Origin of the sequence: Achromobacter sp. LC458 (assembly GCF_001005835.2) — a bacterium.
GTDB classification, from domain to species: Bacteria; Pseudomonadota; Gammaproteobacteria; order Burkholderiales; family Burkholderiaceae_B; genus Achromobacter; species Achromobacter spanius_B.
This window is the reverse complement of sequence record NZ_LBHW02000024.1, coordinates 26,746-50,116: the sequence shown is the minus strand read 5'-3', so window position 1 is coordinate 50,116 and position 23,371 is coordinate 26,746. Positions and strand designations below refer to the sequence as shown.

Here is a 23,371-nt window from a genome sequence, read left to right as displayed (position 1 = left end):
CGTGATGACGCCTCCGTCTTCCCCCGCTTATCAAGTTTCCGCCGCCATGCGCCGCCGCGTGGTCATTGCGTCGGTGCTGGGCAACGCCTTCGAATGGTTCGATTTCGCCATCTACGGCATGTTTGCCGCCGTGATATCACGGCTGTACTTCCCCACGGGCGACAACGCGACGTCGCTGCTGCTGGGGCTGGCCACCTTTGGCGTGGCCTTTGCGGTGCGACCCATCGGCGGGCTGGTACTGGGCATGTACGCCGACCGCCACGGACGGCGGCGCGCGCTGTCGCTGATGATCCTGATGATGGCGGGCGGCACCGCCATGATCGGCGTGCTGCCCACCTACGCGTCCATCGGCATGGCCGCCAGCGTGCTGATGCTGGTGGCGCGCCTGATCCAGGGCTTTTCGGTGGGCGGCGAATATGCCAGCGCCAGCGCCATGCTGGTGGAGTTTGCGCCGCCCAACCGGCGCGGCCTGTACGGCAGCTTTCAGATGTGCTCGCAGGCGCTGGCGTTCTCGGCCGGCGCGGGCGTGGTCTATCTGCTGTCGTCCAACCTGTCGACCGCCGACCTGGAAAGCTGGGGTTGGCGCGTGCCGTTCCTGTTCGGCATCCTGATCGGGCCCATCGGCTATTACCTGCGCACGCAGGTGGACGAAACGCCCGAATTCCGCAAGTTTCAGGATCAGCGCGTCAAGCCCACGCAGACCACGCTGCGCACGCTGTTCTCGCGCTATCCGCGCGAACTGACCGGGTCGTTCTGCATTGTGGTCACGGGCACGGCGTCCAATTACGTCATGCTGCTATACCTGCCCCTGTTTGCCGTCACGGAGCTGGGCCTGACGATGGGCGACGCGCAGCTAAGCAGCGCCTTGGCCGCCGTGTTGCTGCTGGTGTTGTGCCCGCTGTCCGGCGCGCTGTCCGACCGCCTGTCGCGCCGCGCCCTGATGCTGCCGGCCACGTTCGCCTTTGGCGTCGTCACCTGGATCATGATGGCGCGCGTGCTGCAAGAGCCGTCGTTCGCCACCCTGCTGCAAGCGCAGTTGGCGGCGGCGGCGTGCATGGGCGTGATGTGGGGGCCGACGCCCGCGCTGATGACCGAGATCTTGCCGGTGAACCTGCGGTCCACGGGCGTATCCCTGTCGTACAACCTGGCCGTGATGCTGTTCGGCGGCCTGGCGCCTTTTATCAACACCGCGTTGATCCAACGTACGGGTGACCTGATGGTGCCGGTGTACTACGTGGCGTTTTGCGTATTCATCGGGCTGATCGGCTTGCTGCTGCTGGGGCCGGGCAAGCCGCGCGGCGATACCGGGCTGCACGCGGCGCTGCAAGAAAGGCCGGCGTAATGACGGCCTCGGCTTGAAAGCGGTGGCGCCGGCTCAGGGCCGGGCGACCGCCGCCCCCGCCATGACGGGATCGGCGCGGCGCGCCTGCACCGCGATCCATTGCGCCAGCAGCGCCGCCGCCGTGAACGCCACGCCGGCGCCCACCCACGGGCCCTGGCGGAAACCGGCGTCCAGCAAAATGCCGAAGGCCAGCGGCCCCAGCGCCGACCCGACGTCCATGCCCGAATACACCAGCCCATAGACCGAACCGGTCGAGCCCTTGGGCGTTACACGGCGGATCAACATGTCGCGGGACGGCGCGGCCACGCCCGAGCAGAAGCCGGCCAGGCCCACCACCGGCGCGGCCAGGGCGGCGGGCACCCAGCCCAGCGCCAGCACCACCAGCGTCAAGCCCGCCAAGAGCAGCGCAACCATCACGGTGCGCTCGGTGCGCGGGTTGGCCGATACCAGGAAGCCGCCCGCCGCCATGCCCACGGCCGAGGCCACCATGTAGCCGGACAGGGCCGAGCTGGCCACCACGTTGGACAAGCCATACAGCTGATCCAGCAACGGAATCGTGTAGTTCTGCACTGATGACAAGGCAATCGACGTGCAGGCGAAGAACAGGAACGCGCCCCACAGCGCCGGCTTGGACAGCAACGTGGCCAAGGTGGCCAGCACGCCTTCTTGCGGTTTGGGCGCCTGCGCGGCCGCGGCCTTGGCCGGGGACGCCGCCGTGTTGGTATTGCCGGTGTCGTCGCCCATGACGTCGGCGCTTAGCGGCAAGGGGCCGCCCAGCAAGTGGCCGCCCAGCACGGTCAACAGCAGCACCACCGCCACCAACCCGGCGGCGCTGTAGGCCGCCACGCGCCAGTCGGCCAGCAGAATGATCGTGGTCATGAAAACCGGGGTCAACGCCCAGCCCAGGTTGCCGGTCAGCCCATGCGCCGAAAACGCGTGGCCCAGCCGCGACGCCGTGATGCGGTGGTTGATGATGGAGTAATCGGCCGGGTGGAAAACGGAATTGCCGATACCGCCGACGATAGCCGCCGCCATCAACATCGGGTAGCCATTGGCCGACCCGATCAACACGCCCGAGAGCACGAAGCACGCCAGGCCGAACCACAGCACGGGCCGTGCGCCGATGCGGTCCACGACAAAGCCGGACGACGCCTGCCCCACGCCCGACACGACGTAGAACGTGGCCACCAGCGCGCCGACGCGCGCGAAGTCCAGGCCGAAGGCCGTGGCCAGCGACACGTTCAGCAGCGGCAACACCAGTTGGAAGAAGTGCGAGGCGGCGTGCGCAACGCCGATCAGCAAGATGGTTTTCCAGTCGCGCCGGCGAACGTCGGCTTCTGATGGAAGGATATGGGTGGCGGTGGTCATTGCAAAAAGCCGCGGCAGCGGCGCGTGGCGCAGGCGGCGAAGCCATGCGCGGGTTGTCTCCGGCAACGGCCGGGGAACCCGGACGTCGTGTTCATGGCGAATGCGGCGGCTGGGCCGGGCCGGATCGTGCCGGCCATCGCTCTTTCTCTATGTCGGCGGCCGTCCTGTCGCGAGCCGGGCCGCCGATTTGAAATTCAGGATACTGCCCGGTGGACCGGGCGCATACAGCACATACGGCCGATATGGCCGATACGGCGGACCCGCCGTAAACAACGCCTGCCAACGCCTGCCAACGCCTACAGCGCCTACAGCGCCTTTTCGCGGATGGCGGGCCAGGCGCGTTGCAGGTAGTACAGCATCGACCAGACGGTCAGCACCGCCGCAACGATGATCAGTACATCGCCCAGCAGCTTGGTATTCATGCCGTAGATCGGCTGGTTGTACAGCAGGCACGGAATTGCCACCATCTGCGCAGCCGTCTTGAATTTGCCCAGCCGGTGCACCGCGACGCTGGCGCTGGCGCCAATCTTCGCCATCCATTCACGCAGGGCCGAAATGGTGATTTCGCGGCCGATGATGATCAGCGAGATAAACGCGTCGACACGGCTCAGATCCAGCAGCACGATCAGCGCGGCGCACACCATCAGCTTGTCCGCGACGGGGTCCAGGAAGGCGCCGAAGGCCGAGGTCTGGTTCCAGCGCCGGGCCAGCCAGCCGTCAAACCAATCGGTCAGTGCCGCGATGATGAACGCCCACGCCGCAAAAGAGTCGCGGGTGGGAACCGACATCCAGCTCTCGGGCAGGTAGAACAGCCCGACCACCAGCGGAATCATGGCGATGCGCAGCCATGTCAGGATAATGGGTACGTTAATTGGCATAGTGTCCGTATGCTACATCAGCCGGATGACGCTGGCTGTATCGGCGCGGTGGGTTGGCCGAGGGATGGCCGTGGGTTGGGCCGCCCCTACCCACGCAGCGCCTCGTAGATGCGTTCCGCCAGGTCCTGCGAAATCCCGTCCACCGACGCCAGGTCCTCGATGCTGGCGGACGCCACCCCCGAAAACCCGCCAAACCGGGCCAGCAGTCGCTGCCGCCGCCGGGCGCCCACGCCCTCGATCTCTTCCAGCCGCGACACGTTGCGCGTCTTGGCGCGGCGCGCGCGCATGCCGGTAATGGCAAAGCGGTGCGCCTCGTCGCGCACCTGGGCGATCAGCATCAGCGCGGCGGACTCACCGCCCAGCGCCACGGGCGGCCGCTCGTCGGCAAACACCAGGGTTTCCAGGCCGACCTTGCGCCCTTCCCCCTTGGCCACACCCACCAGCGTCTGGATATCCAGCCCCAATTCCGCGAACACCTTGCGCGCCACTTCGACCTGGCCCTTGCCGCCGTCGATCAGCACCAGCCCGGGCATGGGGGCTTCGCCATCGGCCACCTTGGCGAACCGGCGCGTCAGCACCTGGCGCATCGCCGCGTAATCGTCACCCGGGGTGATGCCGGCAATGTTGTAACGGCGGTATAGCGACGGCTGCATGTCGTGGTGTTCGAACACCACGCAGGACGCCTGGGTGGCCTCGCCCGCCGTATGGCTGATGTCGAAACATTCAATGCGCAGCGCATCCAGCGCGGCCTCGTCGGTGTCCAGGTCCAGCGCCTCGGCCAGCGCCAGTGTGCGACCGGCGCGAGCGCCAGATTCGGTCAGTGCGCGCGCCAGGGCCATCTCGGCATTCTTGCCCGCCTGTTCCAGCCAGGATCGCCGCGCGCCCTGGGGCCGCGTCAGCATGCGCGACGGGCGCCCACCGGCCTGCTCGATCAGCAGGTTGATCAGTTCCGGGTCGGGCAAGGCGTGCGAACAGACCAGCACGGGCGGCATGGCGTTGTCGGTGTAGTGCTGGGCGATGAAGGCCTCCAGCACCTGCGGCGCGGCCTCGCCTTCGGCGTGCGTCGGAAAGAACGGCTTGTCGCCCAGGTGGCGGCCGCCGCGCACCATCGCCAGGTTCACGCAGACCTTGCCGCCCGCCACGGCCACCGCAATGATGTCGGTGTCTTCGCCGCTGGTGTTTTCCATGGTCTGCTGATGCAGCACGCGCGCCAGCGAACCCATCTGGTCGCGCAAGGCGGCGGCTTCCTCAAAGCGCAGCTCGCCCGCTGCCTGCTGCATGCGCGTTTCGATTTCGCCCATGACGTCTTTGGCCTCGCCGTTCAGAAAGCGCACGGCGCGCTGCACGTCGCGCTGGTATTCCTCGGCGTCGATCGCGCCTACGCAAGGCGCCGAACAGCGCCCGATCTGATGCAGCAGACAGGGCCGCGAGCGGTTGGCGAAGACGGTGTCTTCACAGGTGCGCAGGCGGAACACCTTTTGCAGGATCTGGATGGTTTCGCGCACGGCCCAGGCGTTGGGGAACGGCCCGAAGTACTGGCCGCGCTTGTTCGTCGCGCCCCGGTAGTAGGCAATGCGCGGCCATTCGTGGCCGGTGATCAGCAGGTACGGGTAGGACTTGTCGTCGCGAAACAGGATGTTGTAACGCGGCTTCAGGCTCTTGATGAGGTTGTTTTCCAGGATCAGCGCTTCGGCTTCCGAGCGCGTCACCGTGACCTCCAGCCGCGCCACCTTCGCCACCATCTGGGCAATGCGCGGGCTGGCCAGGTTCTTCTGGAAATACGACGAGACGCGCTTTTTCAGGTCGCGCGCCTTGCCGACATACATGACTTCACCGGCCGCATCCAGGTGTCGGTAGACACCCGGCAGATGCGGCAGGTCAGCCAGGAACGATTTGAGATTGAAGTCGTCGGGCATTCTGATAACGGCTTTCGGCCTGCAAGGTATCCCAGTCGGGCGCATCAAAACGCGGCATCAGGCGGCGGATGCGTTCGACCGATTCGGGCGCATGCTCGAACGTCAGTCGCGACAGCAGGTCGTCGGCCAGGTCCGGGCGGTTGCACACCAACACCATGTCGCAACCAGCGTTGAGCGCGGCGTTGGCACGGGCCAGGATATCACCTGCGACCGAGGCGCCTTCCATCGTCAGGTCGTCCGAGAAGACCACGCCGTCATAGCCCAGGCGCTCGCGCAGGATGTCCTGCACCCACTTTTTGGAAAAGCCGGCCGGGTGCTTGTCGACCTTGGGGTAGATCACGTGCGCGGGCATCACGGACGGCAGCACGGCGTCGCCCAGCCACGCGTACGGGGCGGCGTCGTCATTGAGGATGTCGTCCAGCTTGCGCGGGTCCACGGGGATCTCGTGGTGCGAATCGGCTTGCACATAACCATGCCCGGGGAAATGCTTGCCGCAGGCGGACATGCCCGCCAGCGACAGGCCCTGGATCAGGGCGCGCGACAGCATCGTGACCACGCGCGGGTCCGAATGGAAGGCGCGGTTGCCGATCACCTTGCTGACGCCGTAGTCCAGGTCCAGCACGGGGGTGAAGCTCATGTCCACGCCGCAGGCGCGCAGCTCGGCGGCCAGCACATAGCCGGCTTCCGTGGCCAGGCGCATGGCCTGCAAGGGGTCGCGGTCCCATAGCGTGCCCAGGTCGCGCATGGCCGGCAAGACGGTGAAGCCGTCTTCGCGGAAGCGCTGCACGCGGCCCCCCTCGTGGTCCACCAGGATCAGCAGCGGTTCCTTGCGGGCCTTGTGGATCTGGCGCGTCAGACGGGTCAGCTGCTTGCGGCTTTCGAAGTTGCGGGCGAACAGAATCACGCCGCCCACCAGCGGATGGCGCAGACGCGTCTTTTCTTCTTTGGTAAGCGAGGTGCCCGCCACGTCGACCATCACGGGGCCGGGAGGCAGGACCACCTTGGATTTTTTCTTGGCCATGAGGCTGTCCTTATATCTGTGGGGCAAGCGGCGGGCGCGGGGCCACGGCCGAAGCCGGGGCCGGGCTCGCGCCTACGGCTTGCGTTCGACCACCACGTAGGCAGCGGCCATGTCGGATTCGTCGGTAATGGATACGTGCGCGGCGCCGAAGCGCTGGCCATACCAGTCCAGCAATTCAGGGGCGATGACCAGCACCGGGCGCCCGCCCGGCGCGTTCAAGGTCTGCACGCGTCGCCAGGTCATGGGCATGCGCATGCCCAGCCCGATCGCCTTGGAAAACGCTTCCTTGGCGGCAAAGCGGGTGGCCAGAAAGCGGATGCCGCGCACCGGGTCGCGGGCGCGGCGCGCGTGGAATTTCAGCAATTCCTCGGCGCCCAGGATTTTTTCGGCAAAGCGGTCGCCGTGCCGTTCCAGCGCGCGTTCGATGCGGTCGATGCGCAACAAGTCCATGCCGATGCCGGCAATGGCGCCTGCGGGCAACGGGGCTTTGGGGGATTCAGACATGGGCGTCAACCAAAAACGGCAAAAACAGCGGCAAAAACAGCGGCGGGGCAAGCGTCGTGCGTATCCCTGCGATCCGGCCTGCGATCACAGGCCGCGCAGGGCCTTGAGCCGGGCTTGCACCATCACCGCCTTCATATCGCGCACGGCCTTTTCCCAGCCATCGAACACCGCCTGCGCCACGATGGCGTGGCCAATGTTCAGTTCGGAAATACCGTCGATGGCCGCCACCGGGGCGACGTTGCCCAGGTGCAGGCCGTGGCCGGCGTTCACGCGCAGGCCATGGCGCAAGCCTTCGGTGACCGCCACGCGGATGCGTTGCAATTCTGCCGCGCGGGCTTCCCCTTCGGCTTCGGCGTAGGCGCCGGTGTGCAGTTCGATCACCGTGGCGCCGGCCTTGGCCGCCGCCGCGATCTGCACCGGGTCTGCGTCGATGAACAACGACACCCGGATGCCGGCCTGGGTCAGCAAGCCCACCGCATCCGTCACCGCGCCCATGGCGCCGGCCACTTCCAGACCACCTTCGGTGGTCAGTTCGGTGCGCTTTTCAGGCACCAGGCAGACGTCGTTGGGTTTGACGGCGCAGGCAATCTCCAGCATTTCGGCGGTAATTGCGCATTCCAGGTTCATGCGCGTGCGCAGCTGCGGACGGATGGCGTAGACGTCCGCATCCTGGATATGGCGCCGGTCTTCACGCAGATGCAGCGTGATGAGGTCGGCGCCGGCGTCTTCGGCGCGCAGCGCGGCGGCCACCGGGTCCGGGTATACCGTATGGCGTTGTTGCCGCAACGTGGCAACGTGATCGATATTTACACCAAGTTCTATCATTGAGCGGTCGTCGTCACTTTGGTCGGTTCTTTCGTGGTTTCTTCCCAGCCGCCGCCCAATGCCTTGTAGAGCTCGACACGGTTGATCAGCGCGGCCAAACCGGTTTGCACCAGCGAAAGCTGGGCATTGAAGAAGTCCACCTGCGCGGTCTGCACTTGCAGGTAGCTGTCGATGCCATTGGTATAGCGCAAATTCGACAGTTCAAGCGTGCGCGAGGACGATTCCTGCAACGCGCGCTGCGCGTCCAGCTGCGCCCCGTACGTGGCTTCGCCCGCCAGCGCGTCTGACACTTCCCGGAACGCCTGCTGGATGGTCTGCTCGTACTGCGCCACGGCGATATTGTCGCGCGCCTTGGCCAGATTCAGCCCTTCGCGGATGCTGCCGCCCGCGAACAGCGGCGTGGTGATGGACGGCGAGAAACTCCAGTAGCCCTGCCCGCCCTTGAACAGATCGCCCAGCGACGGGCTGGCAACGCCCAACAGCCCCGTTAACGAAATGGTCGGGAAGAATGCGGCGCGCGCTGCGCCGATGTTGGCGTTGGCCGATAGCAGCTGGTTTTCGGCGGCCAGGATGTCGGGGCGACGTTCCAGCAGATCGGACGGCAGGCCGGACGGCACCGTGGCCAGCAACTGGTCGCGCCCAAACGGCGCGGCCGGCGGCAGGTCGGCGGGCAGCGGCGCGCCCACCAGCAGCACCAGGGCGTTCAAGGCCTGGGCACGGGCACGCGCCAGTTGCGCCAGGTCGGACGACGCCGTGTCCAGCAAGGACTTGGACTGGTTCAGATCCAGTTCCGAGGCCACGCCGCCGTCGAAACGGCGCTTGACCAGGTCATAGGATTCCTGGCGCGAGGCCAGCGTGCGTTGCGTCAAATCCAGCTGGACCTCGGCCGCGCGATAGTTGAAATACGACTGCGCGACGGAGCCGACCAGCGTGATCTGGACGGTTTTCTGCGCTTGCTCGGTCGACAGGTACTGCTGATACGCCGCTTCGGACAGGTTGCGCAAACGGCCGAACAGATCGATTTCGAAGGTGGTCAGCCCGATACCGGCCTGGTACGAACTGGAAATCGAACTGGAATCCGGCCCGCCCGCGCGCATGTTGGCCGGCAGATGCTGGCGCTGGCCCTGGATGCCGGCGCCGATGCTGGGCCATTGCGCCCCGCGTTGAACGCCGTATTGGGCGCGCGCTTCTTCCACGCGCTGTACGGCCACGCGCAGGTCGCGGTTATTGACCAGCGCCAGCGAAATCAGACTTTGCAGGCGAGGATCGCGGAAGAATTCGCGCCAACCCAGGTCGGCGGCCGGCGTGCCGGCCTCGGGCACAACGGCTGAGGCCGGCTGCGTGCCCAACGACGTGGGATTGTTGTAGCCGCCGTATTGCACCTTGGGCTGATCGGGCCAGGCGCCCGTGACCGGGGCGTCGGGACGCTGGTAGTCGGGCGCCAGCGAGCAGCCGGCCAACGCCACCGCCACGAAGGCGGACAAGGCGGATTGCTTGATCATCAGGGCTTTCATGCCTTGCCCTCCGGGCCACCATTGGGTTGAACGGGGGTGTATCCCGCGTCTGCGTCGGGCGAGTCGCCGGCTGCCTTCTTGGCCGCCTGCTCTTCTTCCCAGGCCTTCAGTTCGGCGCCCAACAGGCGCGGGCGGGTCTTGAACAGACCCAGCACCACCACGAAGAAGGTCGGCACGAAGATCACGGCGAACGGCGTGGCGGCCAACATGCCGCCCAGCACGCCCAAGCCGACCGCGCGCTGGCTGGCGGCGCCCGCGCCGGTGGCCATGGCCAGCGGCACCACGCCCAGGATGAACGCCAGCGACGTCATCAGAATGGGCCGGAACCGCAATCGGGCCGCTTCCACGGCGGATTCGTACAGCCCCATGCCCCGCGCGTACTGGTCCTTGGCGAACTCCACGATCAGAATGGCGTTCTTGGCCGCCAAGCCGATCACGGTCACCATGCCCACCTGGAAGTACACGTCGTTGGACATGCCCAGCGCGCTGACCAGCGCCACGGCGCCCAGCATGCCCAGCGGCACCACCAGCATGACCGACAGCGGGATGGCCCAGCTTTCATACAGCGCGGCCAACACCAGGAACACGATCAACAGCGACAGGCCCATCAGGATCGGCGCCTGGTTGCCCGCTTGCCGTTCCTGGTAGGACAGGCCCGTCCATTCGTAGCCGAAGCCTTGCGGCAGCTGCGCGACCAGGTTCTGCATTTCTTCCATGGCCTGGCCGGTGGTGTAACCCGGCGCGGCGCTGCCGCCGATACGCATGGATTCGTAGCTGTTGTAGCGCACCACCTGCACCGGCCCTTGCACCCACTCGGCCGACACGAAGGTGGACAGCGGCACCATGCCGCCCTGGGCGTTGCGCGCGTTCAGTTGCAACACGTCGGACAGCTGCATGCGATACGGCGCGTCCGCCTGGACCCAGATGTTCTGCATCCGGCCCATGTTGGGGAACTTGCTGAGGTAAGCCGAACCCACCGCCGTCGAGATCAACGACGCCGCTTCGTTGAAGTCCACGCCCAAGGCCGCGGCCTTGTCGCGGTCAACGTTCAGCGTCAGCTGCGTACCGGCCGCCAGACCGGTGATGCGCACCTGCGACAGCACCGGGCTCTTCATTGCCATGCCCATCAGCTGGCCGGTGGCCGCGGCCAAGGCCTCGGACCCACCCGACCCACGATCCTGCAAGCGCAGGTCGAAGCCGGTGGCGTTACCCAACGACGAAATAGCCGGCGGCACCAACGTGAACACCTGCGCATCGTGGATGCCCATCAACTGCTTCTGGAAGGCATTGAACGCGATGGCGCCCGCGGAGTCCTGCTTGTCCTTGCGGTCCTTGAAGTCTTTCAGGGTGGTGAACGCGATAGCGGCGTTCAGCCCGTTACCGTTAAAGCTGTAGCCCTGCACGGTGATGATGTTTTCAACGGCCGGGACATTGCGGAAATATTCCTCGACCTGTTCGATCACTTCAACCGTGCGGTTGGCGCTGGCGCCCGTGGGCAGCTCGATGTTGCTGATCACGTAGCCCTGGTCTTCTTCGGGCAGGAACGAGGACGGCAGGCGCAGGTACAACCAGCCCAGCAGCAACACCAGCACCAGGAAGGCCAGCATCATGCGGCCGCCCTTGTGCAGAATGCGCGACACCCAGTTCTGATAGCCGTGCGTGGTGGCGTCGAACTTGCGGTTGAACCAGCCGAAAAAGCCCTTCTTCTCGTTGTGGTGGCCCTTGGGCACCGGCTTGAGAATGGTGGCGCACAAGGCGGGCGTGAAGGTCAGCGCCAGCAAGGCCGAGAAGAAGATCGACACGGCCATGGCCACCGAGAACTGCCGGTAGATCACGCCCACGGACCCGCTCATGAAGGCCAGCGGCAGGAACACCGTGACCAGCACCAGCGTGATGCCGATGATGGCGCCGCTGATCTGCGGCATGGCTTTCTTGGTGGCTTCCTTGGGCGGCAGGCCTTCGGTGGCCATGATGCGTTCAACGTTTTCGACCACCACAATGGCGTCGTCCACCAGAATCCCGATGGCAAGCACCATCGCGAACATCGTCAATACGTTGATGGAAAAACCCAGCCCCAGCATCACCGCGAACGAGCCCAGCATGGCCACCGGCACCACCAGCGCCGGAATCAGCGTGTAGCGCACGTTCTGCAGGAACAGGTACATCACCAGGAACACCAGCACCATGGCTTCGACCAGGGTATGCAGCACCTGCTCGATCGACACCTTGACGTAAGGCGCGGTGTCGTAGGGGATGGCGTACTGGATGTTGCCCGGGAAGTACTTGGACAGCTCTTCCATCTGCTGGCGCACGCCCTGGGCCGTGGCCAGCGCGTTGGCGTCCGGCGACAGCACAATGGCGAAGGCAGCGGTGGGCTTGCCGTTCAGGCGGGCACCGAACTGGTAGTTGTCGGCGCCCACTTCCACGCGCGCGACGTCACGCAGCAGCACCTTGGAGCCATCGGTATTGGCGCGCAGCACAATCTTGCCGAAGCCTTCCACCGTGCTCAGCTGCCCGTTGGCCGTGACGGTGGCCGTGATGCGTTGCGATTCCGGGTTGGGCGGCGACCCGATGCTGCCACCGGAGATCAGCACGTTCTGCGCGGCAATCGCCTGATTGACGTCGTTCATGCTCAGGTTGAAGCCCACCAGCTTGTTGGGGTCCACCCAGATACGCATGGCGCGCGGCGCGGCGAACAGCTGGAACTGGCCCACGCCGGCCACCCGCGACACCGGGTTCTGCACGTTGCGCGTGATGTAGTCGGCCAGCGCCGTCTGATCCAGCGAGCCGTCGTTGGACGACAGCGTCACGATCATCAGGAAGCCGGTACTGGTCTGCTCGTATTGCAGGCCCTGCTGCTGCACGGCCGACGGCAACTGCGCGATCACGTTCGATACGCGGTTTTGCACGTCAACCTGCGCCAGGTCGGGGTTGGTGCCCGGGGCGAAGGTGGCGGTGATGGTGGCGGTGCCGTACGAATCGCTGACCGACTCGTAGTAGATCAGGCCCTTGGCACCGTTGAGCTTGTCTTCGATGATGCTGGTGACTGATTCCGCCACTTCCTTGGCGGACGCGCCCGGGTACGTGGCGGTGATGGTGATGGCCGGCGGGGCCACGTCCGGGTACTGCGCCACCGGCATGTTCGGGATGGCCAACACCCCGGCCAGCAAGATGAACAGGGCAACTACCCAGGCAAAAATTGGTCGATCAATGAAAAATTGCGGCATGTGGGCTGACTCTGAAAGCGATGCTCACCAAAGGGGAACGCGGCGCCTTTGCGCCGCGTGCCGCTTAAGATTTCTGGCCTGCGGCCTTGTCCTGCGTTGCGGGCTCGGCGGGCTTGGACGGATCGGCCGGTGCGGCCGGCTTGGCGCCGGGCTGCGCCGGCGCCTGGCCGTCTTTGGCGGCGGCCCCGTTCTTGGTCCATTGGCTGACCTGCACGGGCGCCCCTGGACGGATCTTCTGGAAGCCTTCAACCACGACCACGTCGCCGGCCTTCAGGCCGCTGGTGATCAGCCAGTTGTTCTTGATGGCGCCGCCGGTCGTGACGGGCAACTGCTGAATCTTGTTGTCCTTGACCAGCATCAGGCTTTGCGACCCGTCGGCGGTGCGTTGCAGCGCCTGCTGCGGCACGACCAGCGCCTTGTCGTCAACGCCCTGCTCCAGCCGCACCCGCACGTACATGCCGGGCAACAGGATGCCGTCGGGGTTGGGCACTTCGGCGCGCAGGTTCACCTGGCCCGTGGACGGGTCCACGGTGATGCCGGTGAACAGCAGCTTGCCCGCGTGCTGGTATTCCGAACCGTCTTCCAGCACGACCGTGGCGCGCGCGGTGTCTTTACCCACCTGCTGCAACTGGCCGCTGGCAAACGCGCGGCGCAGCGTGGCCAGTTCGGCGGTGGACTGGGTGAAGTCCACGTAGACCGGGTCCAGCTGCTGCACGGTGGCCATCTGCGTTGCCGACGTAGATTCCACCAGCGCGCCCTCGGTCACCAGCGGCTTGCCGATGCGGCCCGTGATGGGCGAGGTGACGTCGGTGTAACCCAGATTGATCTTGGCGTTGTCCTGCGCGGCCTTGGCGGCGGCGACCGCGGCGTCGGCCTGGCGGAACGAGGCCACCGCGTTGTCGTATTCCTGCTTGCTGACGGCGTTGGCCTTGACCAGCGGCGCGTAGCGGTCGGCCAGCAGCTTGGCGCTGAACAGATTCGCCTGTGCCTGCTTCAGCTGCGCCGTCGCCTGATCGTAGGCGGCCTTGTACGGCGCCGGATCGATCTTGAACAGCAGTTGGTTTTCCTTGACGTCGCCACCTTGCTCGAAGGTGATCTTCTGCACGATGCCGGTCACGCGCGAGCGGATCTGGGCATCGCGCACGGCATCCACGCGGCCGGGCAGTTCGGAGACGATGGGCGCGCGCTCCGGCTGTACGGTGATGACGCTGACTTGAGGCATGCCAGGGTTCATCTGGGGCTTCTCGCCGCACCCGGCCAATATCAGCGCGAGGATGCCACCGGAAACTGCCAGACCTGAAACACGTTTAGGCGAAAACCGCATTGAAACCCCCGCGTAGCGTAGTGAACCGAACCAACAAAGCGATCAGATAATGCCTAACGTCAGTCATGGCACGTGAATAGCCCAATAATGTAACTCAGTTATTGGGGATTACACGTATTTTCAGCCGCTCAAACGATGCGCGGGAGAGACACTGCGCAACAGCCTCAGAGAGTGGAAAGCTCTCGGAGATTGCCCAGGAATACATAGCCCACGCCGTGCACAGTATGCAGCGGCAAGCGGATTCCCGCGCGCAGAACTTTGCTGCGCAGTCGGCAAATTGCCACATTCAACGTGCGCAGATTGGTGCTGGCGCGCGTGGCCATCAGCTCTTGGCGCAGCAGTTCGCGATTGGGGTTGCGCAGCAGGCACAAAAAGCACGCACGTTCGATTTCGGTCAGGTCGATACGCGCGCCGCTGGGTGCCAACAATGTCCACCCTCGGTAAAGCAGGCTCCACCAACCGTCGACCTGATCGCCGCTTGAGAACGTCGGCTCGTCGGCGTGGGGCAGTCGGGCGGTATCCGGCGGTTGCGGACCATGGGGGGCAAGAGCATCGAAAGCAGTCATCACATGTCTCCACCGGGGCGGCTTGGCCAACGGCGGCGCGGCCGGCTCCCGGAACTGGGTTGCTGGTGGTTCTGGGAGACTACCGGCGTTACGGCCTGATGACGCGCTCTTGATACGGGTTTGGCCTGAATATCAGACCAGTCCTATGCAAATGCTTATGAAGGGTGCTTGCCGTTGCGGTGGATATCGTGAGTCACGAAGCAACTGTCTTCGGTCGGGCGGGCCAGAATGCCGGGCTTGGCTAGCGTCTGGCGGATATCCGCCAAGCCGGATTCCCAGTGTTCGCGCATGGCCTCGGTGCCGAATTCATAGTCCTTGGAATAGCGTTCCCGGTGCTTGGATTCGTAGATCAGGTTGATGATGTTGGTGGCCGGCGTATGCGACAGCTTGCGGATGTCGGCCAGATCCGGGGCATTGCGCTCGGACTCGGGCATGCGCTCAAGCAAGCGCTGCAATCCGTGGCGCAACTTCAGCACGCGCCGCAGCTGGTCGGTGACCAGGCGCGTGCGGCTGGAATACTGGATGTCTTTCTGCCGTTCGGCCACCTCTTCCAGCGACGTCGGCAGCGCCCCCCGCGCGGGCCACAGGTCTACCTGGAAGGCCAGCGTGTCGCGCATGTTGTCGGTGGTCAGCACCTGCGCCAGCGGCGTGTTGGACACGACACCGCCATCCCAATAGTGTTCGCCATCGATTTCCACCGACGGAAAGCCCGGTGGCAAGGCGCCGGACGCCATGATGTGCTCGGGCCGCAGCGTGTCTTTCAGGCTGTCGAAATAAGCGAAGTTGCCCGACTGCACATTGACCACGCCGAAGCTGGCGCGCACCGCCCCACTGTTAAGCACGTCAAAGTCCACAAACTGGCGCAACGTGGCGGCCAGCGGCGTGGTGTCGTAGAAACTGGTCGAGGCCGCGCCCCGGCCGCTGGCCCAGTAAGGCGGCGGAAAACGCGGTTTGAAAAAACCGGGCTGGCCCGAGAACAGCGCCTGGAAGGCAGACAGCTGGCCGTTCATGGCAGGCGACCCGAAGCCAAACGGAATGCCTTCGAACATGCCCGCCAGCGTGTCGCCCCAGGGCACCGAGGCAAAGCCGGCAGGCCGGCAGATGGCTTCCCAGAAACCGCGCAGGCGATCTACCCGCTCGTCTTCGCGAGAGCCCGCGATGATGGCCGCGTTGATCGACCCGATAGAAATGCCGGATATCCAGTTGGGCCGGATGCCCGCCTCGTGCAAGCCCTGGTAGACGCCTGCCTGATAGGACCCCAGCGCCCCGCCCCCTTGCAACACCAGCGCGACGGTTTCGTAGGGTGGCGTATCGCCGGTGTCTTGGGATGGGGCGTTGCGACGAGCGGTCATGCGGCTACCTCGGGTCAGGGTTTGCTTTTGTCCGGCAACTGCGGCGCGGCCACGCCGGCGCGGAACGGATACTTGGCGAAGATCTGCGCCACGGCCTTGTCCACGTTCTGCGGCGTGTTGGCGCTGTCGGGATTCTGCACTTCGCCCACGGCCACGCCCTCCCACACCAGTTGCTTGCGGCGCGCGTCCACCAGGTCGATGTTCAGCGTGCCTTCGGTGTATTGGTACACGTCGTCGCCCCAGCCGTAGCCGGGCCAACCGCCGTAAAAGCCGGAGCGATAGCCATAGTACGGGCCCATGGGCGGCGCCGCGGGCGTGACTTGGGTTTTTTGCTGGAGCTTGGCGCTGAAGTTGACCAGAAGGTCGGGATTGGACGGGGTGTAGGTGTAGCCCCGCATTTCCATCTGGCCGCGCGTGGCGTCCTTCAGGCGCTCGGTCAGCAGGCTGCTGTAGCCGGCTTTGTCGGTGCCCAGGGGGCTCATGAAACCGAAGGTCTGATACTGCGCGAAATTGGCTTGATGATCGTAATCGCCTTTGATCGTGGGCCCCGAGGCGCAAGCCGCGAGCAAGCCAGTCACGGAACCCGCCGCCAACCATTTCACCGCTTGAATCGCTTTCATGTCGATGTCTCCAAGAGCACTGGGCCACGCCATAGTGCCGCGAAGCCCGTAAACTTTCAACAGAATCTCATTCGCATCACGTGCCGGCTTCTGCCCTGTCGCGGCTGATCGGCCGCCAGGTCGCGCCACGTAGTTTGGACATTGTCCATTACACTCTTGGCTCGCTTTTGACCTTGACCCCGACCCAACCCCTGAACCGTACCCCCTGCCCATGTTGGAACTTGACGGCTCGATCTGGTTTCGTTCCGGCGCCCAGACCTGGGGCGGAAGAAACCGCATAGACCTGCTGGCGCAAATCGACGCCACCGGCTCGATCACGGCCGCCGCGCGCGCCGTGGGCATGAGCTACAAGGGCGCCTGGGACGCCATCGACGCCATGAACAACCTGGCGGGCGAACCCCTGGTGCTGCGGGCGGCGGGCGGCAAAGGCGGTGGCGGCACGCAACTGACCGACCGCGCGCGCCGCCTCATCATGACGTTTCGCGCGCTCGAGGCCGAACACCAGAAGTTCATGGACAACCTGACGCGCGCCGGCCTGGACGCCAGCGGCGACATCGACCTGATGAGGCGCTTCATGTTGAAGACCAGCGCACGCAACAAGTTCCTGGGCACCGTGACCGACATCCGCACCGGCGCCGTGAACGACGAAGTGCAGCTGCGCATCGCGGGCGGCCACCTCATCACCGCCACCATCACCCGCGACAGCACCGCCGAACTTGGCCTGGCGCCGGGCAAGGAAGCGATTGCGCTGGTGAAGGCGTCGACCGTCATTGTGGGCGCGCCGGGCCCCGGCTTGCGGCTATCGGCGCGCAACCAGCTGCAAGGCCACATCACGGCTATCCGCCCCGGCGCGGTCAACAGCGAAATACTGATCGGCATGGAAGGCGGCGCCACGCTGGTGGCCATCGTGACCAACGACAGCGCGCAAGAGCTCGGGCTGGAAACGGGCGCGCCGGCCGTGGCCATCTTCAAGGCTTCCAGCGTAATCCTGGGCGTGCTGGACTGAAGCGCGGTCCACTCCGCCCTGCATTGTTCCTGCGCCATTCCCTGCGCCAATCCCTGCGCCATTCCCTGCGCCTTTCCCCGCACTCCGCCTACACGCCCACGTCATCCCGGCGGCGGCCCACCCTGCCTTCGCGCACTTCGAAGACCTCGTCGGCCAGCGCGTCGACATCGGCGGGGTCGTGCGTGATCAGCAGCATCGGCACATCCAGTTGACGCTGCAAGGCATTCAATTCCTGGCGCATGCGGCCGCGCAGTTGCGAATCCAGCGCTGAAAAGGGTTCGTCCAGCAGCAGGATGTCCGGTTGCAGCATCAGCGCCCGAGCTAGCGCCACGCGCTGCTTCTGCCCGCCGGAGATCTCGCCGGGATAGCTGCCGACGATGGCGCCCAGTTCGAACGCATCCACCCAGCGCCGCGCCTCGGGCAGCACTTGGCGCCGGGGCGGATTGCGCCAGCCGCGCCGCAACCCGAACGCGATGTTCTGGGCCACTGTCAGATGCGGAAACAGCGCGTAGTCCTGGAACAGATACGCCACCCGCCGCGAACGGGCGGGCAGGCACACGCCCGCCTGCGCATCGAACAGCACGCGCCCATTGATCTCGATGCGCCCGGCATCCGGACGCAGCAGCCCCGCCACGGCGCGCAGCGTCAGGCTCTTGCCCGCGCCCGATGGCCCGAACAAGGCAATGCGCTTGGACGACGACGTGAAGGCGGCGTCCAGCTCAAAATGCCGGTCGCCCGACACCATGCGTTTTTGCACCTGGATGCTGACGCTCATCGGCTGCCTCCGTCGCGGGCCCGGGCGCCCTTGGGCACCAGCTTGCCCGCCACCACCAGCACCACCACGCAGGTGATGGACGTGACCAGCACCAATAGGTTGGCGGTACGGTCATCGCCCGCCTGCACCGCTTCGTAGATGGCCACCGACAGCGTCTGGGTACGGCCCGGCAGATTGCCCGCGATCATCAGCGTGGCGCCGAATTCGCCCAGGGCACGGGCAAAAGCCAACAGCACGCCGGCCAGGATGCTGCGCGCCGCCAAGGGAAGCGTCACGCGGAAAAACACGCCGATTTCGCCCACGCCCAACACCCGGGCCGCGTTTTCAAGCTGCGCGTCCACGTTGTCGAACGCCGCCCGCGCCGACTTGAACACCAGCGGAAACGCCACGATGGACGCGGCAATCACCGCGCCCTGCCAGGTGAAGACCAGTTCGATATTCCACTTGGCCAGCGTTTCGCCGATGATGCCGCGACGGCCCAGCAATACCAGCAGGTAATAGCCCAGGACGGTGGGAGGCAGCACCAGCGGCAAGGTCAGCAGCGCGTCCAGCACATCGCGCCCCGGCCAGCGCCAGCGCGACAGCCCATAGGCCGCGGCGGTGCCGGCCAGCGTCGCCAGCAGCGTGGCCCAGCCCGCCACCTTCAGCGACAGCAGCAGCGGGACCCAGACGGGATCAGTCATCGGCAACCGCCATCACCCAGGGTCAGGGCTGTTGAAAGCCGTAGCGCGCCAGGATGGCCTGCCCGGCGGGCGACAGCACATAGGCCACGAAACGCTGGGCTTCCTGGGCAGCGGCCTCGCGCGCGGTCACCGCAATGGGATAGGTGACGGGCGTTTGCGACGGTACGCGCAGCGCCACCTTGACCTTGTCGGGCATGATGGCGGCGTCCGTGGCGAACACGAAGCCGGCATCGACCTCGCCGCGCGAGACATAGTCCAGGCTTTGGCGCACGTTCTGCGCCAGCACGCTCTTGGCCTGCACGGCGGTCCACAAGCCGGCCGCTTCCAGCGCGCCCTGCGTGTAGCGCCCCACCGGCACCGACGCCGGGTTGCCGTAGGCGATGCGCTTGACGTCCGCGCGCGTCAGGTCGTTCAGCGACGTGATGTTGGCCTTGCTGTCCGCCGGCACGATCAGCACGATCTGATTGGCGGCGAAGTCCACGCGCGAATCGCGCCGCACGGCCTTTTCCTCCACCGCCTTGTCCATCGCCTTTTGGTCCGCTGACGCGAACACATCGGCGGGAGCGCCCTTCACAATCTGCTGCAACAGCACGTCGGACGCGCCGAAATTCAGCACGACATGGGTGCCGGGGTGTTCCTTTTCATAGCCTTGCGCCACATCCTTGAACGCATTGGTCAGGCTGGCCGCGGCGGACACGACCAGATCGGCGGCCTGGGCGCCTGCCCCCCACAGCGCGGAAATCGCCAGCGTCAGCGCCAGCATCGGACGTTTGCAAGACATGGTCTTCCTTGGAAATGGGGTCGATAACAGGGCCCCGTCGGTAACGAAATATATAGAGGTATATAACGCCCGTCAATTTGCCACCCCGCGCGTTCTGCGCCAGATCAAACCCAAGGAAAAAGCGGGATCAGCCGCGCGCGACCGTCGTCACGTTGACCGAGGCGGGCGCCAGCGCGTCGCGCAGGCTGGCCAGCGCCAGCTCGGGCTGCGCCGCGCCGCACATGAAGATGTCCAGCGCCGCGAACCCGTGCTCGGGCCAGGAATGAATGCTGATGTGCGATTCGCTCAGCATGACCACGCCGGTCACGCCCGAGCCTTCGCCAAAAAGATGGAAATGCGCGCTCAGCACGTGCGCGCCGGCGGCCCGCGCCGCCGCGATCAGCTGCGCTTCCAGGGCCACGGCGTCGGTCAGGCGATGGGCCGGCACCCCGCGAAAGTCGGCCAGCACATGACGGCCGGCGCAATCATGCACGGTCACTTGTGCGACCCGCCCGATGACCAGCCCGAACTGCCGGATGAACTGCTGCCCCAACTGCTGCTGCTACCCCCGCCGCCACCCACCATGCGCACGCCGGGGGAATTGAAGCCCGTGGCCGCCAGCACGACCACCAGGGCATACACGCCATAGATAAACTTGCCCATGGTCCTAGTCGTCCCCTTCGGAAAGCTTGTCCGCCATCTTGGCGGGTAACCACAAGAACGCCAGCCCGATCAGGATCGGGATAAAGCGGCCGCCCAGGATATTGCTCAAATTCAAGAACACCATGCCGATCGTCGCGATCCAGGCCCATTTGCCATAGCCGCCACTTTTGCCTCCCCTCGGCAGCGCTTTTTGCGCGGCCAGCTTGGGGTCGTCGAACCACTGCGCCAGCTGCGCCGGGGCCACGGGCGACGATGCCGACCAGCCCAATTCCGATTCGCTGCGTTCGCGCGTCAGCTTGAGCGTGCCGGCCTTGTAGTCGGTGATGTGCGTGGTGTCGCCCGCCTTGACGCGCCAGTTGAACGCGCCCAGCGGCATCTCGACCTGCGAGGTGTAGTCGTACAGCTTCTGGTACAGCTTCGAGCGCCAGCGCACGCTGGTGGCGTTGTTCGGGCTGGGCCAGGTGTCGCACACCTGCACGCGTTCCCAGCCCTCGTCCGTTTCCACCAGCCAGATAAAGCCCTTGGCCGGGTTGAACAGCAGGTATTCGATCCAGTCGGACGGCTCTTCGGGATCGCGGTCGGCGCATTTCATCAGCCCGATCAAGGTGTAGCTGGCGCCGTCGATCTTGGCCACCGCGCCCAGCGACAAGGTGGTCTTGATGGACTTGACCTTGCGCGCCTTCTCGATGACTTCGGCGGTGGGCCCGGAACAGTCGACGGTCGCCGCGCATGACGGGCACACTACGGTCGTCGCCATCGCCGCCACGAAGCTGATCGGCGCCCCGCAGTTGGGGCAGGCCAGCGCCTTGATCTGGCCGCGATAACGGCCGGCCGTCTCTTGCACTTGTTCGTTGCTGCGCAACGTGGCCGCCTGCATGGCGGACAGGTCGAAGGCCTTGCCGATGTACAACTCGGGTTCGGGGCCGTCTGAAAAATCCAGCGTGAGGAACGCGTCCAGGCTGCGGAAATCAGCCACCTTGGCGTCCCAGCCGTCGCCCGGCACGAAGGGCAATTCGCCCTGTGCGCCACTGGCCCGCGCCCGGCGCACGTCCGAGGCGATGAACCGCTGTCCGTCCAGTTTGAGCTCATCGCCCGGCGCGATGTCCGCAAACGCGGGCATGCCCTGTACCGACTTGACGCCGCGCCGCCGGGTCAGCGCGTACTGGCCCGACGCGTCCGACAGCCAGCCATCGGCGCCATCGTCGAACCACACGTACCACTCGTTCCAGAAGCCGTCCTCATAGCGCAGCTGGATGCGACCGATCACGTCGAAACGCTTGCCGTCGGCCTTGCCCGCCGCGCCCAGGCACAGGGGCGAATAATCTTCCAGCACGTCGGCCATTTCGCCGATGCGCTTGACCGAGTCGGCGTCTTTGAGCAAGGTGCTGCGGCATGCGCCGCAGACTGCCATGACGGAAGCGGTGGACGTGAACTTGACCGGGGCGCCGCACTGCGGACACAGAACCTGCTGCATGGGACCTTAGCTGGTAAGTTTCTTCAGCACTTCGGCCTTGGCCGTGTCGTAATCGGCGGCGGTGATCAGCCCTTTATCCAGCAGGTCTTTCAGCTGTTGCAAGCGCGCGACCGGGTCGGCGCCGGCGGCTGCCGGCGCAGGCTGAGCCGGCTGTGCGGGTTGCGCAGGCTGCCCGGCTTGTCCGGCTTGCCCGACGCCCAAGCCCGCGGCCATCGTCTGCCCCAGCGCCGCGCCGGCCGCCAGGCCCGCGCCGATGCCGGCGATGCCGCCTTCGTTCTGCGCGGCCAGCGGAATCGACGTGGCCGTCTGGTACTGGGTGAACTTGCCCAGGTCCCCCGCCATGCCCATGGAAATACGCGTGTCCAGCGCCTTTTGCAGCTCTTCGGGCAGCGACACGTTTTCAACGGTGAAGTTGTCCAGCTTGACGCCATAGCGGTCGAACACCGGCGCCAGCGCCTCGCTGATGCTTTGCGACATCAAGCCCTGGTTGCCGGCAATATCCAGGAACGGCACCTTGGAGCCGCCCAGCGCCGTCGTCATGGCAGCCACCACCATGTTGCGCAGCTGCAATTCCAGGTCGTCGACCGTGTATTCGTCGCGCGTGCCGCTGATTTCGCGATAGAACTTGGCCGGGTCCGAGATCTGGTACGAATACACGCCAAACGCGCGCAGCCGCACCATGCCGAACTCGCTGTCGCGCAGCGTCACCGGCTGCGCCGTGCCCCAACGCCGGCCCAGTTGCAGGCGCGTGCTGAAAAAGATCACGTCCGACTTGAAGGGCGACTCGAACAGCTTGTCCCAGTTCTTCAGGTACGTCAGGATCGGCAGCGTCTGCGTCGTCAGCTTGTACATGCCGGGGCCGAACACATCGGCCACCTTGCCTTCATTGACGAACACCGCCATCTGCGATTCACGCACCGTCAGGCTGGCGCCGTACTGAATTTCAAAGTCCTGCATCGGATGGCGCCAGGCGAGCACGCCGTCGCGATCTTCGTTCCATTGCAGGATGTCGATGAACTGCTTGCGAATAAAGGAACCGAGACTCATAGGTCCTCCCGTGTCAGGTGGGATTGCGCGCGTTTGCCCTCAGGTCAGGCAGCCCGCGTTCACGATGCCGGCGGCCAGCGAGATCGAACCGATCAGGCCGCCCATGGCGATATTGTTTTGTTCGATGGCCTCGTTCATGCCGGCAATGGCCTTGTTGACCACGACATAAACGACGATCTGCACCAGCATGGCGGCCACGCCCCACACCAGGAACATCACGAAGCTGGCATGCACGGCGATGCTGGAACACAAGGTCAGGCTGAAGCCCACCAACGCACCGCCATAGGACAGCACGGCGGCGATATTGCCTTCGCGGATCAGGTCGAATTCCTTGTAGCGGGTCACGGCGGTATAGACCGCCGTGAAAACGCCCAGCATGACCAGCGCCGAGACGATATAGATCAGATAGGTCACCGCCGGATGCATCGCTTCTCCCATTGCCACCCTCCTAATTGCGCGCAGTATATACGCGGCGTTCGATATACTGCGAACGCATTTTTCGCCCC

22 protein-coding genes are annotated in these 23,371 nt (G+C 65.5%); 2 read left to right on the top strand and 20 right to left on the bottom strand.

The window, feature by feature from the left end:
• Positions 1-4 precede the first annotated feature (4 nt).
• Positions 5-1,342, top strand: coding sequence for an MFS transporter (locus YH64_RS19480; RefSeq protein WP_052946036.1), 1,338 nt, complete (start codon positions 5-7; stop codon positions 1,340-1,342).
• 33 nt (positions 1,343-1,375) lie between these two features.
• Here YH64_RS19480 and YH64_RS19475 read toward each other — a convergent pair whose 3' ends face one another.
• The 12 genes from YH64_RS19475 to YH64_RS19420 all read right to left on the bottom strand — a co-directional run bounded on the left by YH64_RS19475 (position 1,376) and on the right by YH64_RS19420 (position 16,448).
• Positions 1,376-2,710, bottom strand: a complete 1,335-nt coding sequence (locus YH64_RS19475) for an MFS transporter (protein ID WP_046805458.1) — start codon at positions 2,708-2,710, stop codon at positions 1,376-1,378.
• A 305-nt stretch (positions 2,711-3,015) separates the two neighbouring features.
• The gene (pgsA, locus tag YH64_RS19470; RefSeq protein ID WP_046805412.1) at positions 3,016-3,588 is read right to left on the bottom strand and encodes a CDP-diacylglycerol--glycerol-3-phosphate 3-phosphatidyltransferase; all 573 of its coding nucleotides are present in this window, start codon (positions 3,586-3,588) and stop codon (positions 3,016-3,018) included.
• Between the two features lie 86 nt (positions 3,589-3,674).
• Entirely contained in the window at positions 3,675-5,504 is a 1,830-nt protein-coding gene (uvrC, locus tag YH64_RS19465) for an excinuclease ABC subunit UvrC (RefSeq protein ID WP_046805413.1), read from the bottom strand.
• Positions 5,467-6,525: a beta-N-acetylhexosaminidase gene (nagZ, locus tag YH64_RS19460; protein WP_046805414.1), complete on the bottom strand. Its 1,059-nt coding sequence runs from the start codon at positions 6,523-6,525 to the stop codon at positions 5,467-5,469. Before nagZ ends, uvrC begins: the two co-directional genes overlap by 38 nt.
• A 72-nt stretch (positions 6,526-6,597) precedes the next feature.
• Positions 6,598-7,029: a holo-ACP synthase gene (gene acpS, locus YH64_RS19455; RefSeq protein ID WP_046805459.1), complete on the bottom strand. Its 432-nt coding sequence runs from the start codon at positions 7,027-7,029 to the stop codon at positions 6,598-6,600.
• Positions 7,030-7,113: 84 nt separating this feature from the next.
• Positions 7,114-7,854, bottom strand: coding sequence for a pyridoxine 5'-phosphate synthase (locus tag YH64_RS19450; RefSeq protein ID WP_046805415.1), 741 nt, complete (start codon positions 7,852-7,854; stop codon positions 7,114-7,116).
• Complete coding sequence (locus tag YH64_RS19445; protein ID WP_046805416.1) at positions 7,851-9,368, bottom strand: efflux transporter outer membrane subunit; 1,518 nt, start codon at positions 9,366-9,368, stop codon at positions 7,851-7,853. The genes YH64_RS19450 and YH64_RS19445 overlap by 4 nt, the downstream gene beginning before the upstream one ends.
• The gene (locus YH64_RS19440; protein ID WP_046805417.1) at positions 9,365-12,595 is read right to left on the bottom strand and encodes an efflux RND transporter permease subunit; all 3,231 of its coding nucleotides are present in this window, start codon (positions 12,593-12,595) and stop codon (positions 9,365-9,367) included. The genes YH64_RS19445 and YH64_RS19440 overlap by 4 nt, the downstream gene beginning before the upstream one ends.
• A 64-nt stretch (positions 12,596-12,659) precedes the next feature.
• A complete protein-coding gene (locus YH64_RS19435; protein ID WP_046805418.1) occupies positions 12,660-13,919 on the bottom strand; it encodes an efflux RND transporter periplasmic adaptor subunit in 1,260 nt (419 codons plus the stop codon).
• Positions 13,920-14,083: 164 nt separating this feature from the next.
• Positions 14,084-14,485 carry a winged helix-turn-helix domain-containing protein gene (locus tag YH64_RS19430; protein ID WP_046805419.1) on the bottom strand — a complete coding sequence of 134 codons (402 nt, stop codon included), beginning with the start codon at positions 14,483-14,485 and terminating at the stop codon, positions 14,084-14,086.
• A gap of 155 nt (positions 14,486-14,640) precedes the next feature.
• Positions 14,641-15,837 carry a patatin-like phospholipase family protein gene (locus YH64_RS19425; protein WP_046805420.1) on the bottom strand — a complete coding sequence of 399 codons (1,197 nt, stop codon included), beginning with the start codon at positions 15,835-15,837 and terminating at the stop codon, positions 14,641-14,643.
• Between the two features lie 14 nt (positions 15,838-15,851).
• A complete protein-coding gene (locus YH64_RS19420; RefSeq protein ID WP_370512764.1) occupies positions 15,852-16,448 on the bottom strand; it encodes a DUF4136 domain-containing protein in 597 nt (198 codons plus the stop codon).
• A gap of 220 nt (positions 16,449-16,668) precedes the next feature.
• On the opposite strand from YH64_RS19420, the gene YH64_RS19415 reads away from it, so the two are divergent.
• The gene (locus YH64_RS19415; protein ID WP_046805422.1) at positions 16,669-17,463 is read left to right on the top strand and encodes a TOBE domain-containing protein; all 795 of its coding nucleotides are present in this window, start codon (positions 16,669-16,671) and stop codon (positions 17,461-17,463) included.
• 88 nt (positions 17,464-17,551) lie between these two features.
• On the opposite strand, the gene YH64_RS19410 is transcribed toward YH64_RS19415, so the two are convergent.
• The 8 genes from YH64_RS19410 to YH64_RS19380 form a co-directional block, all read right to left on the bottom strand.
• Positions 17,552-18,238, bottom strand: a complete 687-nt coding sequence (locus tag YH64_RS19410; protein ID WP_046805423.1) for an ATP-binding cassette domain-containing protein — start codon at positions 18,236-18,238, stop codon at positions 17,552-17,554.
• Positions 18,235-18,921, bottom strand: coding sequence for a molybdate ABC transporter permease subunit (modB, locus tag YH64_RS19405; protein WP_046805424.1), 687 nt, complete (start codon positions 18,919-18,921; stop codon positions 18,235-18,237). The genes YH64_RS19410 and modB overlap by 4 nt, the downstream gene beginning before the upstream one ends.
• Before the next feature lie 22 nt (positions 18,922-18,943).
• Complete coding sequence (gene modA, locus YH64_RS19400) at positions 18,944-19,702, bottom strand: molybdate ABC transporter substrate-binding protein (protein WP_046805425.1); 759 nt, start codon at positions 19,700-19,702, stop codon at positions 18,944-18,946.
• A gap of 127 nt (positions 19,703-19,829) precedes the next feature.
• Positions 19,830-20,180, bottom strand: coding sequence for an adenosylmethionine decarboxylase (speD, locus tag YH64_RS19395; RefSeq protein ID WP_046805426.1), 351 nt, complete (start codon positions 20,178-20,180; stop codon positions 19,830-19,832).
• Positions 20,177-20,344, bottom strand: coding sequence for a hypothetical protein (locus YH64_RS30230; RefSeq protein WP_162941240.1), 168 nt, complete (start codon positions 20,342-20,344; stop codon positions 20,177-20,179). The genes speD and YH64_RS30230 overlap by 4 nt, the downstream gene beginning before the upstream one ends.
• A gap of 4 nt (positions 20,345-20,348) precedes the next feature.
• The gene (locus YH64_RS19390) at positions 20,349-21,818 is read right to left on the bottom strand and encodes a DUF4178 domain-containing protein (RefSeq protein ID WP_046805427.1); all 1,470 of its coding nucleotides are present in this window, start codon (positions 21,816-21,818) and stop codon (positions 20,349-20,351) included.
• A gap of 6 nt (positions 21,819-21,824) precedes the next feature.
• Complete coding sequence (locus YH64_RS19385; RefSeq protein WP_046805428.1) at positions 21,825-22,865, bottom strand: SPFH domain-containing protein; 1,041 nt, start codon at positions 22,863-22,865, stop codon at positions 21,825-21,827.
• Positions 22,866-22,904: 39 nt separating this feature from the next.
• On the bottom strand, positions 22,905-23,291 hold the full coding sequence (locus YH64_RS19380; RefSeq protein WP_046805460.1) for a DUF350 domain-containing protein: 387 nt from the start codon (positions 23,289-23,291) through the stop codon (positions 22,905-22,907).
• Between the last annotated feature and the right edge of the window lie 80 nt (positions 23,292-23,371).